The sequence below is a fragment of the Microbacterium arabinogalactanolyticum genome, assembly GCF_030268005.1.
Taxonomy (GTDB): domain Bacteria; phylum Actinomycetota; class Actinomycetes; order Actinomycetales; family Microbacteriaceae; genus Microbacterium; species Microbacterium arabinogalactanolyticum.
The window spans coordinates 307,737-322,395 of sequence record NZ_BRZC01000007.1 but is presented as its reverse complement, the minus strand read 5'-3'; the positions used below and the strand labels follow the sequence as shown (position 1 = coordinate 322,395).

The window sequence follows — 14,659 nt, the reverse complement described above, 5'->3', positions numbered from 1 at the left end:
CATATCGCGCCGGCGTCCGCGGTCGCATGGCGGCCGTCTGGCATGATCGGGGCCATGAGCGTCTCGCGCACGACCGCCACCCTCGCCGGGCTGGCGCTGATCGTCCTCCCGTTCGTCGCCCTGCTGGTGAAGTTCGTCGTCCCGGGCTGGATGCTGGTCTTCATGCTCCTGTACAGCCCCGTGCTGCTGATCGGCTGGGCCACGCAGATCGTCATCGCGGCGAACGGGCTGCTGCGGGCGCGCGGAGTGCTGCGGACGGGCTCCGCAGGCCTGCGGCCGATCATCGCCGCGTGGCTGACGTCCGTCGCCGTGGTCGGAGTGGGATTCTTCCTGATCGACGGCGGCGATGACGGGAACTCGGGTTCGGCGTTCACCGAGCTGGCCGGCACGAGCTCCACCACCGCGGGTTCGGACCTGTCGATGATCCTCTGCCTCGTCTGCGCGGTGGTGTGGGCGGGAGCGTGGCTGTGGCTGCTGATCGAATGGATCGCGCAGCTGGTGCTCGCGAGCAACGCCCGTCGAGCACAGGCGATGCCTGCGTAGGTGGGCCCCGTGGGGCTCGAACCCACGACCCGCGGATTAAAAGTCCGATGCTCTGCCAACTGAGCTAGAGGCCCCTGGTCAGGGCGGACCTGACCGATCCATCCTATCCGGCGGAGCAGCCGCGTCGTCGACCCGGGACGCACGAGCGCGCCCGCCGGCAGGCCGGCGAGCGCGCTCTCCTCGGAGTGCCGGTCTCCTCCGTGATCCGGCACTCCGGCAGGCGATGCCGAGGCGTCCCCACGCGCCGGCATCACCTGACGGTCACTGAGCCGGCGGCATCAGCACCGAGTCGATCAGGTACACGGTCGCGTTCGCGGTCTGCACGCCACCGCAGATCACGTTGGCGTCGTTGACCTTGAGCATGTCGCCGGATCCGGTCACGTCGACATCAGCGCCCTGCACGGTCTTGTGCATGCCCACGATGTCGGCGGGCTCGATCTGTCCCGGGACGACGTGGTAGGTCAGGATCGAGGTGAGGGTCTTGGAGTCGGTCTTGAGCGCCTCGATGGTGGCCGGGTCGATCTTGCCGAACGCGGAGTCCACCGGTGCGAAGACCGTGAACTCATCGCCGTTGAGCGTGTCGACGAGGTTCACATCGGGGTTCAGCTTCCCGCTCACGGCGGAGACCAGAGTCTTCAGGAGCGGGTTGTTCGACGCGGCGACGGCGACCGGGTCCTGCGACATGCCCTGCACGGAGCCGGGTCCGTCCGGCACCTGCTTGGCGTAGTCCGCACAGCCGGGACCGACGAGGTTCGCCGCGGGGTCCATCGTCTCGGGGGCCTGGGATGCGGAGTCGGACGTCTCCGGTGCCTTCGGCTCCGAGGTCGCCTCCGATCCGCCGTTCATCGTGCAACCCGCCAGCACGAGGATGCCGGCGAAACCGAGTGAGAGAGCTGCGGTGATCTTCTTCTTGGTGCTGAGCATGTCAACCTCCGGTTGCTAGGGCCGCGGACCTCCCGCGGCGTCGAGGGTTGTTCGGCGCCCTCCCGCGATCGGATGGGAATTCCTCGGACGTCTTTCTCCGGCAGCATCCTCGGCTCCTTCCGGGCGTGACCGTGATGCGTCAGCGGCGCGTCAGCGGCGCGTTCAGGCAATCCGAATCCGGGCCGGGGCCGAACAGCACTCGACGGAAGGCGGATCATGGATCTGATCATCATCGGGCTGCTCGGCGGCCTCATCACGGGGATCTCCCCGTGCATCCTGCCGGTGCTCCCGGTCATCTTCCTCACCGGAGGCGCGCAGTCGGCGAGATTCGAGGGTCAGGTGGCGCCCGCACGCCGGAGCCGCCCCTACCTGGTGATCCTGGGCCTCGTGCTGAGCTTCAGCGTCGTGACCCTGGCCGGATCGCTGCTGCTCTCCCTGCTGCACCTGCCGCAGGACGTCATCCGATGGGCGGGGATCGTCGTCCTGATCCTCATCGGCGTCGCGCTCATCGTGCCACGGCTCGAGCAGCTGCTGGAGCGGCCGTTCCAGTGGGTGCCCCGGCGTGAGGTGCAGAACCGGGGGAGCGGGTTCGGCGTCGGGCTCGCCCTCGGCGCGGTGTTCGTGCCCTGCGCGGGCCCCGTCCTCGCCGCCATCATCGTCGCGGGCTCGACCGGGCGCATCGGCATCGGCACGGTGCTGCTCACCGCGTCCTTCGCGATCGGCGTGGCCGTTCCGCTGCTCGTCTTCGCCCTCGCCGGGCGCGGGCTGGTCGAGCGGATCCGCGCGTTCCGAACCCGGGAGCGCGGCCTGCGCGTCACCGCCGGCATCGCGATGATCGCCCTGGCGGTGGGACTCGTCTTCAACGTCCCGCAGCAGCTGCAGCGCCTGCTCCCGGACTACACCGCGCCGCTGCAGCAGGACCTCGCCGACAAGCAGGCGGAGGCCCTCGACCTGGGCGGCCTCGTCACCGACGAGAACCGGGAGCTCAGCAACTGCACGAACGGCTCGGCCTCGCTGCAGGACTGCGGCACGGCACCGGCGATCCGCGGCATCGCGCAGTGGCTGAACACGCCGGACGGGAAGGCCATCGACCTGAAGCAGCTGCGCGGCAAGGTGGTTCTGGTCGACTTCTGGGCGTACTCGTGCATCAACTGCCAGCGCTCCATCCCGCACGTCGTCGCCTGGGACGAGGCGTATCGCGACGCTGGCCTGCAGGTGATCGGCGTGCACTCGCCGGAGTACGCCTTCGAGAAGGACGCGGGCAATGTCGCCTCCGGCATCCGCGACTTCGGAATCGACTATCCCGTGGCGCTCGACAACGACCTGGCCACCTGGACCGCGTACCGCAACCGCTACTGGCCCGCGCACTACCTCATCGACGCGAAGGGCGTCGTGCGGCAGATCGCCTTCGGGGAGGGCGCGTACTCCGCCACCGAGAAGCTGATCCGGCAGCTGCTGGAGCAGGCCGACCCCGATGTCTCGCTTCCCGCCGCCACGGAGGTCGCCGACAGCACGCCCGAGGTGGGCTCGACCACCCCGGAGACGTTCCTGGGCTTCTCGAAGGACCGCAACTACGGCGGCGAGGGTGCGTACCGATCCGGCGAGAAGGACTTCGCGTTCCCGCGGAAGCAGCCGAAGGACACCTTCACGCTGAGCGGCCGGTGGGACGTCCAGAGCCAGTACGCCGCACCGTCCGAGGGCTCCGACGGCGGCAGCATCCGTCTGACCTACCGTGCCGACGAGGTGCGGATGGTGATGGGCGGATCCGGCCGGATCATGGTGACAGGCCCGGACGGCGCCACCGAGCGCATCGATGTGGACGGCAGCCCGCGTTCGTACCGGGTGAAGCAGGGCGGGCCGACGGTCGGTGAGCTCACCGTCGAGGTGTCGCCGGGCGTGCAGGTCTACTCATTCACCTTCGGTTGAGAGTGGCGCGGGTCGGGAGAGGAGGGGATGCGGCATGCTGGTGGAGATGGTGATCGACGGCCTGGAAGTGCCGGAGGACGGTTCGGCGCGAGACAGCGCGGCCGACCTCCTGGTGCGCGTGGCCGCAGGCGACCAGCGTGCCTTCGCCGAACTGTACGACCTTCTCTCGCCGCGCGTGTTCGCCCTGATCCTGCGCGTGGTGGTGAACCGCTCGCAGAGCGAGGAGGTCCTCCAGGAGGTCTTCCTGGAGATCTGGCAATCCGCCGGACGCTTCGCTCCGAACAGAGGGCAGGGCAGGTCCTGGGTGCTCACCATCGCCCACCGCCGGGCCGTCGACAGGGTGCGGGCGTCGCAGTCGAGCAGCGATCGTGACGTGCGCGTCGGTGTGCGTGACCTCGATGCGGCTCGGGATGTCGTCGAGGAGGCGGTCGAGGCGCAGATCGAAGGAGAGCGGGTCGTGGCGGCGCTCTCGGCGCTGCCGGAGGCGCAGCAGGAAGCACTGATCCTGGCCTATTACGGGGGTTACAGTCAGACCGAGATCTCGGCTCTGACCGGCGCTCCGCTGGGAACGATCAAGACGAGGATGAGAGACGGGCTGACGCGGCTGCGCAGCGAACTGGGGGTGTCGACATGAACGAGCGGGAATTCGCCGAGCTCGCGGCCGGACACGCTCTGCACGCCCTCTCGGCCGTGGACGAGCGGCGTTTCCTCGAGGCGCGGGCAGCGCATCCGGAGTGGCACGAGCACATCGACGAGGACGAGCAGACCGCGGCGACCCTCGCCGCCGCTCTCCCTCCTGTGACGCCGCCGCCGATGCTCAGGGAGGAGCTGCTCGCGCGCATCGCGACGACGCCGCAGTCAGGCGCGGACGGCCGAGCGGATGCCGGTCCGGCCGCGCAGTCCGCTCAGGATCCCGCAGCGCATGTCGGGGAGGCGTCGGACGCGGAGGCCGTGGTGGACGCCTCGCATCCCGCGCCGAAGCGCTGGTCGCGGGCGCTCTTCGCGCTCGCCGCGTGCCTCGTGCTGATCGTCGGCGGTGGCATCGCCACCGCGGTGGTCGTCTCCCAACTGCAGCGCCCTGCCTCCGTCGTCGCGCTGGACGAGATCCGCTCGGCACCGGATGCCGCTCAGGCGACGGTGAAGCTGGGATCCGGAGCGACGGCCACCGCGCACTGGTCGGCCGACCTGGGCGAGGCGGTGCTGGTGGCGTCCGGGCTCGAGCGGCCCGAGGCCGGCAAGACCTACGAGCTCTGGTTCGTGCGCGGCGACAAGCCCGTCTCGGCCGGGGTGTTCGCCCCCGAGGACGGCAGTGCGACGGCTCTGCTGAAGGGCTCCATGCGCGCCGGCGACGTGATCGCCGTCACGGTGGAGCAGTCCGGCGGCTCGCCCTCCGGCGCGCCGACGAGCGAGCCGATCATCGTGATCCCCACCGCCTGAGGCTGGCGTACCCTGGATCGAGTGCCAGAGCAGTTCCATCGTCCCGTCCGGCGTCCGACCGCCGCTTTCGACAACCTCGTCGGAGCTGCGGACCCCGCCGAGAAGTCGCGCATCGCGCACGCCACGGCATCCGCTCTTCTCGAGCGGGCTCGGAAGGACGTCACGGGGGAGACGACCGAGCGACTGATCGCCTTCGCGTCCGAGCACGGCATCGACGAGATCGCCGAGCTCTGGTCGCACGCTCCCGCGCGCTCGCTGCCCGGTGCGCTGTGGCGACTGTACCTGCTGCAGATCGCGATCCGCAGCGATGCCGCGACCACCGCCCTGCTGTACGAGCGCGGCAGGGTCGAGCTGCAGTCGGCGGACAGCCTGATCGCGGGGGCGCCGACACCGGCCAGCCCGGAGGAGCTCGCCGAGCTCGTCGACACGATCCTGCGCGGGGTGTTCCAGGGCGACTTCGCCGTGGCGCTCGAGCGTGCAGCGGCCTACTGCCGGGTGCAGGCCTCCGGCGCCACGCACACCGCCGACGACTACGAGCCCACCGAGCCCGGCCGTGCCAGTGAGCTCACCCGCCGCGCCCTGCGCCTGAGCGGCTACGCCGACGACCTGTCCGCGAGTGCGGCCGCGTGGCGTCGCGGCGCGCTGACCTGAGGCGACGGACGCGTTCGCCTGAGACGTCGTCCGGACAGAGAAAGACCGGGCCGCAAGAACGCCTCTCGGCGGAAGGCCGCTCGCAGCGGCAGAAGTTGGAGCCCGGGGTTATGCGGCCCGGCCGATCAAGTGTAACGCGTCTTCGGCAGAGGTATTCCCGACCGTCCTAAGCTGTGGACATGGCTCAGCGCTACGCCCTGATGATCGACCCCGCCGACGTGGCGGATGCCCGTGACGACTACTCCGACACCTTCACAGACGTGGACGTCGAGGCCCCGGCGCTCAGCGTCGGGGAGTTCAGCACCCAGCGCGGGGACGGCGTCTTCGAGTCGATCGGCGTGATCGACGGACATGCCAACGAGGTCGAGGCGCACGTGCAGCGGCTTGCGCATTCCGCGCAGATCTGCGACCTGCCGGCACCGAACCTCGAGCAGTGGCGGCAGGCGGTCGCGGTCGCCGCCGCGCGGATCCCGCAGGGCGAGGCCGTCGTCAAGCTCATCCTGAGCCGGGGCGTGGAGCACGGACCGGCGCCGACCGCGTGGGTCACCGCCGCGCCCGCCGCCGACTTCTCCGCGGTCCGCCGCGACGGCGTGCGCGTCGTCACTCTCGACCGCGGCTACGACCTCGGAGCGGGGGAGCGGGCGCCGTGGCTGCTCCTCGGCGCGAAGACCCTCTCCTACGCGGTGAACATGTCGGCGCTCCGCGAGGCGCACCGGCGCGGAGCCGACGACGCCGTGTTCGTCACGCGCGAGGGGTTCGTGCTCGAGGCGCCCACGGCATCGCTGATCATCCGCCGCGGCGACGAGTTCCTCACGCCGGCGCCGTCCGGCGGCATCCTACACGGCACGACGCAGCTCAGCGTGTACGAGCTGCTGGAGTCGCGCGGCTTCCGCACGACGTACGCGACGCTCTCGGCCACCGACCTGGCGACCGCGGATGCCGCCTGGCTGGTCTCCAGCATCCGCCTGGCCGTGGCGATCACCGCCGTGGACGGCGCACCACTGACATCCGATCCCGACCTCACGGCGGAGCTGAACGCCTTCCTGCTGTCTCCGCGCTGAGGCGGACGCGAAGCGGCCCCCGATCGTTCGCCGATCAGGGGCCGCTGCGGTTCAGACGCCGAGGCTCACCCGAAGCGGCCGGAGACGTAGTCCTCGGTGGCCTGCACGGACGGGGTGGTGAAGATCGTGGCGGTCTCGTCGTACTCGATGAGCTTGCCGGGCTTGCCGGTGCCGGCGATGTTGAAGAACGCCGTCTTGTCGCTCACCCGCGAGGCCTGCTGCATGTTGTGCGTGACGATCACGACCGTGTAGTCGTTCTTGAGCTCCTGGATGAGCTCCTCGATCGCGAAAGTCGAGATCGGGTCGAGGGCCGAGCAGGGCTCGTCCATGAGGATGACCTCGGGGGAGACCGCGATCGCGCGGGCGATGCACAGACGCTGCTGCTGGCCGCCCGACAGACCGGAGCCGGGCTTGTCGAGGCGGTCCTTGACCTCGTTCCAGAGGTTCGCGCCGATCAGCGACTTCTCGACCAGCGCGTCCTCGTCCGAGCGCGACATGCGCTTGTTGTTCAGCTTGACGCCGGCGAGGACGTTCTCCTTGATCGACATCGTCGGGAACGGGTTCGGGCGCTGGAAGACCATTCCCACCTGGCGGCGGACCAGCACCGGGTCGACACCGGGGCCGTACAGGTCGTTGCCGTCCAGCAGCACCTCACCCTCGACGCGGGCGCCGGGGATGACCTCGTGCATGCGGTTCAGGGTGCGCAGGAACGTGGACTTGCCGCAGCCGGAAGGGCCGATGAACGCGGTGACGCTGCGGGGCTGGATCTCGAGGGAGACGCCCTCGACGGCGAGGAAGTCGCCGTAGTAGACGTTGAGGTCGTTGACTTCGATGCTCTTGGACACGATGTTCCTTCGGGTTGGATCAGGCTCAGCGGCTCTTGGACGGAGCGAAGTAGCGGGCGACGAGTCGCGCGATGAGGTTGAGGACCATGACGATGACGATCAGCACCAGGGCGGCAGCCCAGGCGCGGTTCACATAGGCCTCGGCGGGCAGGCCCTGGTTCATGTACTGCGTGTACACGAAGACCGGCAGCGACATCATCCGGCCGTCGGTCAGGCTGTAGTTCATGGATGCCGTGAATCCGGCGGTGACCAGCAGCGGCGCGGTCTCGCCGATCACACGTGCGATCGCGAGCGTCACGCCGGTCACGATGCCCGCCATGGAGGTGGGCAGCACGACCTTCAGGATCGTGAGCCACTTCGGCACGCCCAGGGCGTAGGAGGCCTCGCGCAGCTCGTTGGGCACCAGCCGCAGCATCTCCTCGCTGGAGCGCACGACGACCGGGATCATCAGGACGGCCAGCGACAGCGCGCCCATCAGGCCCATCCGGATGCCGGGGGTGAGGATCAGCGCGAAGAGCGCGTAGATGAACAGACCCGCGACGATCGACGGTATGCCGGTCATCACGTCCACGAGGAACGTGATGCCGCGTGCGAGCCGTCCGCGGCCGTACTCGACCAGGTAGATCGAGGTGAGCAGGCCGATCGGGATGGAGATCACGGCGGCAGCCAGGGTGATCAGCACGGTGCCCATGATGGCGTGCAGCGCACCGCCGCCCTCGCCCACGACGTTGCGCATGGAGCTGGAGAAGAACTCGGCGTTCAGGCCGGCGATGCCGTTCTGAAGGGCGGTGTAGGCGACCGACACGAGCGGGACCATGGCGATGCCGAAGGCGGAGGCGACCAGCGCCGTCACGATGCGATCGGTCGCCTTGCGGCGGCCCTCGACGAGCGAGGAGATCACGCCGATCAGGACCACGTACAGCAGCACGCCGACGATGATCGTCCCGACGAGGTTGAATCCGCCGCCGCCGGCCGCGACCACGCCGAACACGGCGGCGGAGACGACCAGGGACGCGGCCAGGAGCACCCACGGTGACCAGGCGGGCAGCTGCCCGTTGGTGATGCGTGCGGACGGCGCGAGCTGCACCGTGGCGGGGGCGTTCTCGGTGATGGTCATGTCAGTTCGCTCCCGAGAATTCCTTGCGGCGGCTCACGATCCAGCGCGCGACGGCGTTGACCAGGAACGTGACCACGAAGAGGATCAGGCCCGTGGCGATCAGGACGTTGATGTTCACGCCGTACGCCTCGGGGAAGGTCTGTGCGATGTTCGCGGGGATGGTGTTGGGGTTCTGCGCGGTGAGCAGGCGCCAGGTGATGCCGCCGGATGCCGAGAGCACCATGGCGACGGCCATGGTCTCGCCGAGCGCGCGGCCGAGGCCCAGCATCGATGCGGACACGATGCCGCCGCGGGCGAAGGGGAGCACCGCCATGCGGATCATCTCCCAGCGCGTGGCGCCGAGCGCGAGCGCGGCCTCCTCGTGCAGCGGCGGGGTCTGCAGGAAGATCTCGCGGCAGATGGCCGTGATGATCGGCAGCACCATGACGGCCAGCACGATCGCTGCGGTCAGGATGTTGCGGCCGGAGGCGTTGCCGTCGAACAGCGGGATCCAGCCCAGGTTCTCGGTCATCCAGGTGTAGACCGGGAGGGCGGCCGGGGCGAGCACGGCGATGCCCCAGATGCCGAAGACGACGGAGGGCACGGCGGCCAGCAGGTCGACGATGTAGCCGAGCCCCTGTGCGAGCCTGCGCGGTGCGTAGTGCGAGATGAACAGCGCCACGGCGATGGAGAGCGGGATCGCGATCAGCAGGGCGATGGCCGCCGCCCACACGGTGCCGAAGGCGAGCGGGCCGACGTAGGACCAGAAGTCGCTCTTCAGGATCGAGGCGTCCTCGTTGGTCGCCGTGATGCCGGGGATCGACTGGATGATCAGGAACACCGCGACGGCGGCGAGCGTCACGAGGATCATCGTGCCGGCGGACAGCGCGGCTCCGGAGAACCAGCGGTCGCCTGGACGCTGTTTCGCCGACACCGCGGTGGCAGTGGTGGTCATCTCGGGATGTCCTCGCTCGTCTGAGTGGTGTTTTCCGTGCGGATGCGGGATGTGGAGCAGACGGCGGGTCGACGACGCTGTGCGCCGTCGACCCGCCGTCCGAAGGTCACTTGGTGACGATCAGGTCGATCGCGGCCTGTGCCTTGGTACGGATCGTGTCCGAGATCGGGGCGGAGCCTGCGGCCTCAGCCGCGGCCTTCTGGCCCTCGGCGCTGATCGCCTCGGTGAAGAAGCCCTTCACCAGTGCGGCCTTGGCCGGGTCGGCGTACTTCTCGCAGCCGATCAGGTAGCTGACCAGGACGACGGGGTAGACGCCGGCCTCGGTGCTGGTGCGGTCGAGCTTGACGGCCAGGTCGGCCTTGCCCGAGCGCTCCTCCAGCGGCGAGTGGTCGACGATGGCGGCAGCGGCCTCGGGGGAGTACGGCACGAACTTGTCGCCGACCTTCACCGAGACGGTGCCGAGCTTGCCGGCGCGCGAGGCGTCGGCGTAGCCGATGGTGCCCTTGCCGCCCTCGACGGCCTGGACGACGCCCGAGGTGCCCTGTGCGGCCTCGCCGGACTGGATCGGCCACTCCTCGACCGAGCCGTGGGTCCAGACGGAGCCTGCGGCGGCCGACAGGTAGTCGGTGAAGTTGCCGGTGGTGCCGGACTTGTCCGCGCGGTGCACCGCGTTGATGGCCAGGTCGGGCAGCGTGACGTCGGGGTTGGTGGCGGCGATCTTCTCGTCGTTCCACTTGGTGATGGTGCCGGCGAAGATGCCCGCGAGGGTGTCGGCGTCGAGGTTCAGCTTGTCGATGCCGTCGAGGTTGAAGATCACGGCGATCGGCGAGATGTACGCCGGGATCTCGACGATCGGGGAGTCGGCCTCGCAGCCCTTGAACTCCATCGAGGAGAGCTCGTCGGTCTTGAACGCGCGGTCGGAGCCGGCGAAGTTGTAGGCGCCCGCGGCGAAGGAGTCGCGGCCCGCGCCGGAGCCCTGCGGGTCGTAGTCGACGGTGACGTCGCCGTTGGCGGTCTGGAAGGCCTTGGTCCAGGCTGCGATCGCGACCTCCTGGGAGGTGGCGCCGCCGCCGACGAGGTTGCCGCTCAGCGCCGGGCCGGAGGACGGCTTCTCGGAGCCGGCGGGGGTGCTGTTCTCGTTCGCGGCACAGCCGGCGAGGGCGAGGGCGGCGACCGCGCCGATGGCGGTGATGCGGGCGATACGGGAGATCTTCACTGTGGATCCGTTCGATCGGGAGATGTGTGCGGCCCGGTGCAGGGCACACAGTGACGTTAGGAGGACCGGTTAACGAGACTCTCCCCGTCGGGTGAACGGAAGGTGAACGGATCGCGGCGGGAGTCAGATCTTGGGTTCGTGCGTCTCGATCGAGATGATCCCGGAGCCCGGGTTGGTGGCGGAGAGGTGCACGACCGAGAAGCCCGCCATCCCCAGGCTGCTGGCGCTGTCGACGTATGACCCGTGCATGGTCCCGGTCGCCAGAGCCAGCTCGGAGAGGATGCCGGGGAGCACCGGGCCGTGGCTGCAGAGCACGGCGGCCTTGCGGGCCCGGACCCGACGGCCCACGACCGCCCGGATGTCCTCGGTGCCGTTCTCCCAGGCATCCTGGCTGATCTTCGCGGTGACCCGCGCCGTGCGCCCGAGCTTCTTCTCCAACGGCGCGACCGTCTGGCGGCAGCGCAGTGCGTCGCTGGAGACGATGCGCCGCACGCCGAAGGCGCGCAGCGGGGCGACGATGGCGGCCGCCTGGCGCTGGCCGCGATCGGTGAGCGGGCGCTCGGCATCCGCTCCTTCCCAGCCGTCGCGGCCCACGGCCTTCGCGTGCCGCAGTGCGATCAGCGGGAAGGTGTGCAGCACGCCGTCGTCCACGAGCCGTGCGAAGTTGTCGAGGATCTCCACGTCGACCGGGTAGCTGAGGCGCGAACGCGCCTTCTTCAGGCTCACCCACTCGACTCCGGAGATCTCGCCGTTGGGCACGAAACTGGAGGCCCGGATGGCTTCGTCCGTCGCCTCCGCCGCCCAGTAGTGCACGACCTTCTGGCGCTTCGGCCGCATCCAGTACCGGCTGACGCCGACCGGCACGCCGAGGGTGACTTTGATGCCGGTCTCCTCGCGCACCTCGCGCACGGCAGTCTGAGCCAGCATCTCTCCGGGGTCGACCTTGCCCTTGGGCAGCGTGACGTCGCGGTACTTGGTGCGGTGGATCAGCAGGATGCGCAGCTTGTCCTCGACCAGGCGCCACACCACCGCGCCGGCCGCGAAGACCGCGGTGTCCGTCATCGGACCGTTCGCTTGCGGCGGCGGCTCTGCACGGCGAGCATCGTGCGGTCCTGCAGATCGACGAGCGGGGCGTCCTCGTCTCCGACCGCCCGGGTCCAGGCGCCGTCCTCCAGATGCCAGGAGTTCGTGCCGTCGTCCATCGCCAGATCGAACAGGTCGTGCAGCTCCTGGGTGTGCTCGGGAGACGACAGCCGGACCAGTGCCTCGACGCGGCGGTCGAGGTTGCGGTGCATCATGTCGGCGCTGCCGATGTACACGATCGGGTCGCCGTCGTTGTCGAAGGCGAAGATGCGGGAGTGCTCCAGGTAGCGGCCCAGGATGCTGCGCACCGTGATGTTGTCGCTGACACCGGGCAGGTCCGCCCGCAGGCTGCAGATGCCGCGCACCCACACCTCGACCTTCACGCCGGCGATGCTCGCGCGGTACAGGGCGTCGATGATCTGCTCGTCGACCATCGAGTTGACCTTGATGCGCACGCGCGCCGGCTTGCCCTCCTCGGCGTTGCGGCGCTCGCGGTCGATGAGCCGCAGCAGGCCCTTGCGCAGGTGCAGGGGCGCGACGAGCAGGCGCTTGAACTTCTTCTCGATCGCGTAGCCGCTCAGCTCGTTGAAGAGCCTCGTGAGGTCCTTGCCGATCTGCGGATCGGCGGTGAACAGCCCGAAGTCCTCGTAGATGCGGCTGGTCTTCGGGTTGTAGTTGCCCGTGCCGACGTGCGAGTAGTGGCGCAGCACGCCGTCCTCCTCGCGGATCACCAGCGCCAGCTTGCAGTGCGTCTTCAGGCCCACCAGGCCGTACACGACGTGCACGCCGGCCTTCTCGAGCTTGCGTGCCCAGACGATGTTGTTCGCCTCGTCGAAGCGCGCCTTCACCTCCACCAGCGCCAGCACCTGCTTGCCGGCCTCTGCGGCATCGATCAGCGCCTGCACGATCGGGCTGTCGCCCGAGGTGCGGTACAGCGTCTGCTTGATGGCCAGCACCTGCGGGTCACGGGCCGCCTGCTCCAGGAACGCCTGCACGCTGGTCGCGAACGACTCGTACGGGTGGTGCACCAGCACGTCGGCGCGGCCGATCGCCTTGAAGATGTCAGGGCGCTCGTTGCTGTCGCCGGGTTGGAACGCGACCGCCGTGGTGGGCAGGTGGGGCGGGTAGCGCAGGTCGGGCCGATCGATGCGGGCCAGATCGAACAGGCCGCGCAGGTCGAGCGGGCCGGGGAGGCGGTAGACCTCCTGGTCGGTGATGTCGAGCTCCTTGATCAGCAGCTCGAGCGTCACGTCGTCCATGTCGTCGGTGATCTCGAGGCGGATCGGCGGGCCGAACCGACGGCGCAGCAGCTCGGCCTCGAGGGCCTGGATGAGGTTCTCGGACTCGTCCTCCTCGATCTCCACGTCCTCGTTCCTGGTGAGGCGGAACGCGTGGTGATCCAGCACCTCCATGCCGGGGAAGAGATCGTCCAGATGGTTGGCGATCAGCTCCTCAAGGCGGATGAACCGCAGGATCTCGCCAGCACCCGGCACCTCCACGAACCGGGGGAGCATCGGCGGCACCTTCAGGCGCGCGAAGTCCTGGCGCCCGGTGCGGGCGTTGCGGATGCGGATGGCGAGGTTCAGCGACAGTCCGGAGATGTAGGGGAACGGGTGCGCCGGGTCGACGGCCAGGGGCATGAGCACCGGGAACACCTGGGCCTGGAAGTACTCTCCGAGCGCGCCCCGCTCGGCATCCGTCAGATCCCCCCACTCGGTGATCTCGATACCGGCATCCGCCAATGCCGGCTTGACCTGTTCGGTCCACACGTCGGCGTGGCGCAGCTGCAGGGCGTGCGCCTCGGCGGAGATGTCGGAGAGCACGTCGGTCGGCGCACGGCCGACGTTGGTCGGCACCGCGAGCCCGGTGAGGATGCGGCGTTTGAGCCCCGCGACGCGCACCATGAAGAACTCGTCCAGGTTGCTGGCGAAGATCGCCAGGAAGTTGGCCCGCTCCAGCTCCGGCAGCGCCGGGTCCTCCGCCAGCTCCAGCACGCGCTGATTGAACGCCAGCCAGCTCAGTTCGCGGTCGTGGTAGCGATGATCGGGCAGCACGGCGTCGGGCGCCTCGTGCGCATCGAAATCGTCGTCCTCGGCATCGCCCAGGCCGGCATCCACAACTACGGGTTCGATCATGGGGTACATCCTCGCATCCGCCGGTGACGTGTGGGTGAACTCAGTCGTCCGCCCGGTGATCCTCGTCGTTCAGGTTGAATCGGTACCCCACGTTGCGCACCGTGCCGATGATCTGCTCGGCCTCGCCGAGCTTGGCGCGCAGCCGTCGCACGTGCACGTCGACCGTGCGCGTGCCCCCGAAGTAGTCGTACCCCCACACGTCGCTGAGCAGCTGCTCGCGCGTGAAGACGCGGGACGGGTGGGTGGCGAGGAAGTGCAGCAGCTGGAACTCCTTGTAGGTGAGATCCAGCGGTCGGCCGTGCAGCCGGGCGGAGTAGGACTGCTCGTCGATCGTGATGCCGGACGCCTGGATCCGGGTGGGTTCGTCGTCCGCGGCGGCGCGGGAGAGGGCGAGGCGCAGGCGCGCGTCGATCTCGGCGGGACCGGCGTCGTGCAGCACGACATCGTCGAAGCCCCAGTCGGCGGCGACGGCGCTGAGGCCGCCCTCGGTCACCACGAGCAGCACGGGCAGCTCCACGGTGGCGGTGCGCAGGAACCGGCAGGCGGTGCGGGCCGCGACGAGGTCGGACCTGGCGTCCACGAGGATCGCGTCGGCGTCGGGCAGCGTGAGCAGGTGGCCCGTGTCGAGGGGGTGCCGGCGGATGCCGTGCGACAACAGTCCGAGCGCGGGCAGAAGCGACTCCGCGTCGGCGGAGGTGCTGAGCACGAGCAGCAGGGCCACGCGTTGAGCATACTTGCCGTCGCGGCGCGGGTCCGCAGTCATGTCACAGCCGCGGATGAGTACGAT

14 protein-coding genes and 1 tRNA gene are annotated in these 14,659 nt (G+C 69.4%); 6 read left to right on the top strand and 9 right to left on the bottom strand.

The features are described 5' to 3' along the window. The first annotated feature begins 54 nt into the window (after positions 1–54). Positions 55–543, top strand: coding sequence for a hypothetical protein (locus tag MIAR_RS13030; protein WP_285636648.1), 489 nt, complete (start codon positions 55–57; stop codon positions 541–543). Position 544: 1 nt separating this feature from the next. On the opposite strand, the gene MIAR_RS13025 is transcribed toward MIAR_RS13030, so the two are convergent. Next, positions 545–617, bottom strand: a tRNA-Lys gene (locus MIAR_RS13025). 187 nt (positions 618–804) lie between these two features. Further along, positions 805–1,467, bottom strand: a complete 663-nt coding sequence (locus MIAR_RS13020; protein WP_285636645.1) for a fasciclin domain-containing protein — start codon at positions 1,465–1,467, stop codon at positions 805–807. Between the two features lie 216 nt (positions 1,468–1,683). Here MIAR_RS13020 and MIAR_RS13015 point away from each other — a divergent pair, with 216 nt between their 5' ends. The 5 genes from MIAR_RS13015 to MIAR_RS12995 all read left to right on the top strand — a co-directional run bounded on the left by MIAR_RS13015 (position 1,684) and on the right by MIAR_RS12995 (position 6,542). Further along, positions 1,684–3,393, top strand: coding sequence for a cytochrome c biogenesis protein DipZ (locus tag MIAR_RS13015; RefSeq protein ID WP_285636643.1), 1,710 nt, complete (start codon positions 1,684–1,686; stop codon positions 3,391–3,393). 34 nt (positions 3,394–3,427) lie between these two features. Beyond that, positions 3,428–4,027, top strand: coding sequence for an ECF RNA polymerase sigma factor SigK (gene sigK / locus MIAR_RS13010; RefSeq protein ID WP_285636640.1), 600 nt, complete (start codon positions 3,428–3,430; stop codon positions 4,025–4,027). Continuing rightward, positions 4,024–4,830: an anti-sigma factor gene (locus tag MIAR_RS13005; protein WP_285636637.1), complete on the top strand. Its 807-nt coding sequence runs from the start codon at positions 4,024–4,026 to the stop codon at positions 4,828–4,830. Before sigK ends, MIAR_RS13005 begins: the two co-directional genes overlap by 4 nt. A gap of 12 nt (positions 4,831–4,842) precedes the next feature. Continuing rightward, entirely contained in the window at positions 4,843–5,481 is a 639-nt protein-coding gene (locus MIAR_RS13000; protein WP_425561616.1) for a DNA-directed RNA polymerase subunit beta, read from the top strand. A gap of 179 nt (positions 5,482–5,660) precedes the next feature. Then, positions 5,661–6,542, top strand: a complete 882-nt coding sequence (locus tag MIAR_RS12995) for an aminodeoxychorismate lyase (RefSeq protein WP_285636631.1) — start codon at positions 5,661–5,663, stop codon at positions 6,540–6,542. A gap of 65 nt (positions 6,543–6,607) precedes the next feature. Here MIAR_RS12995 and pstB read toward each other — a convergent pair whose 3' ends face one another. The 7 genes from pstB to MIAR_RS12960 form a co-directional block, all read right to left on the bottom strand. After that, positions 6,608–7,387, bottom strand: coding sequence for a phosphate ABC transporter ATP-binding protein PstB (gene pstB / locus MIAR_RS12990; protein ID WP_285636628.1), 780 nt, complete (start codon positions 7,385–7,387; stop codon positions 6,608–6,610). Positions 7,388–7,412: 25 nt separating this feature from the next. Further along, on the bottom strand, positions 7,413–8,504 hold the full coding sequence (gene pstA / locus MIAR_RS12985; RefSeq protein ID WP_285636625.1) for a phosphate ABC transporter permease PstA: 1,092 nt from the start codon (positions 8,502–8,504) through the stop codon (positions 7,413–7,415). A 1-nt stretch (position 8,505) separates the two neighbouring features. After that, a complete protein-coding gene (pstC, locus tag MIAR_RS12980; protein ID WP_285636622.1) occupies positions 8,506–9,438 on the bottom strand; it encodes a phosphate ABC transporter permease subunit PstC in 933 nt (310 codons plus the stop codon). A gap of 106 nt (positions 9,439–9,544) precedes the next feature. Next, positions 9,545–10,654 (bottom strand): phosphate ABC transporter substrate-binding protein PstS, encoded by a 1,110-nt coding sequence (gene pstS / locus MIAR_RS12975; protein ID WP_285636620.1) that lies wholly within the window; start codon positions 10,652–10,654, stop codon positions 9,545–9,547. 123 nt (positions 10,655–10,777) lie between these two features. Then, the gene (locus tag MIAR_RS12970; protein WP_285636618.1) at positions 10,778–11,716 is read right to left on the bottom strand and encodes an NUDIX hydrolase; all 939 of its coding nucleotides are present in this window, start codon (positions 11,714–11,716) and stop codon (positions 10,778–10,780) included. Then, complete coding sequence (locus MIAR_RS12965) at positions 11,713–13,872, bottom strand: RNA degradosome polyphosphate kinase (RefSeq protein ID WP_285636615.1); 2,160 nt, start codon at positions 13,870–13,872, stop codon at positions 11,713–11,715. Before MIAR_RS12965 ends, MIAR_RS12970 begins: the two co-directional genes overlap by 4 nt. A gap of 40 nt (positions 13,873–13,912) precedes the next feature. Next, positions 13,913–14,593, bottom strand: coding sequence for a winged helix-turn-helix transcriptional regulator (locus tag MIAR_RS12960; RefSeq protein WP_285636613.1), 681 nt, complete (start codon positions 14,591–14,593; stop codon positions 13,913–13,915). Positions 14,594–14,659 lie beyond the last annotated feature (66 nt).

Coding starts and splice junctions, on each gene's coding strand:
- MIAR_RS13005 (WP_285636637.1), top strand. CDS start 4,024: ATGAACGAGCGGGAATTCGCCGAGCTCGCGGCCGGACACGCTCTGCAC.
- MIAR_RS13020 (WP_285636645.1), bottom strand. CDS start 1,467: ATGCTCAGCACCAAGAAGAAGATCACCGCAGCTCTCTCACTCGGTTTC.
- MIAR_RS12970 (WP_285636618.1), bottom strand. CDS start 11,716: ATGACGGACACCGCGGTCTTCGCGGCCGGCGCGGTGGTGTGGCGCCTG.
- MIAR_RS13030 (WP_285636648.1), top strand. CDS start 55: ATGAGCGTCTCGCGCACGACCGCCACCCTCGCCGGGCTGGCGCTGATC.
- pstC (WP_285636622.1), bottom strand. CDS start 9,438: ATGACCACCACTGCCACCGCGGTGTCGGCGAAACAGCGTCCAGGCGAC.
- MIAR_RS12995 (WP_285636631.1), top strand. CDS start 5,661: ATGGCTCAGCGCTACGCCCTGATGATCGACCCCGCCGACGTGGCGGAT.
- MIAR_RS13015 (WP_285636643.1), top strand. CDS start 1,684: ATGGATCTGATCATCATCGGGCTGCTCGGCGGCCTCATCACGGGGATC.
- sigK (WP_285636640.1), top strand. CDS start 3,428: ATGCTGGTGGAGATGGTGATCGACGGCCTGGAAGTGCCGGAGGACGGT.
- MIAR_RS12965 (WP_285636615.1), bottom strand. CDS start 13,872: ATGATCGAACCCGTAGTTGTGGATGCCGGCCTGGGCGATGCCGAGGAC.
- pstA (WP_285636625.1), bottom strand. CDS start 8,504: ATGACCATCACCGAGAACGCCCCCGCCACGGTGCAGCTCGCGCCGTCC.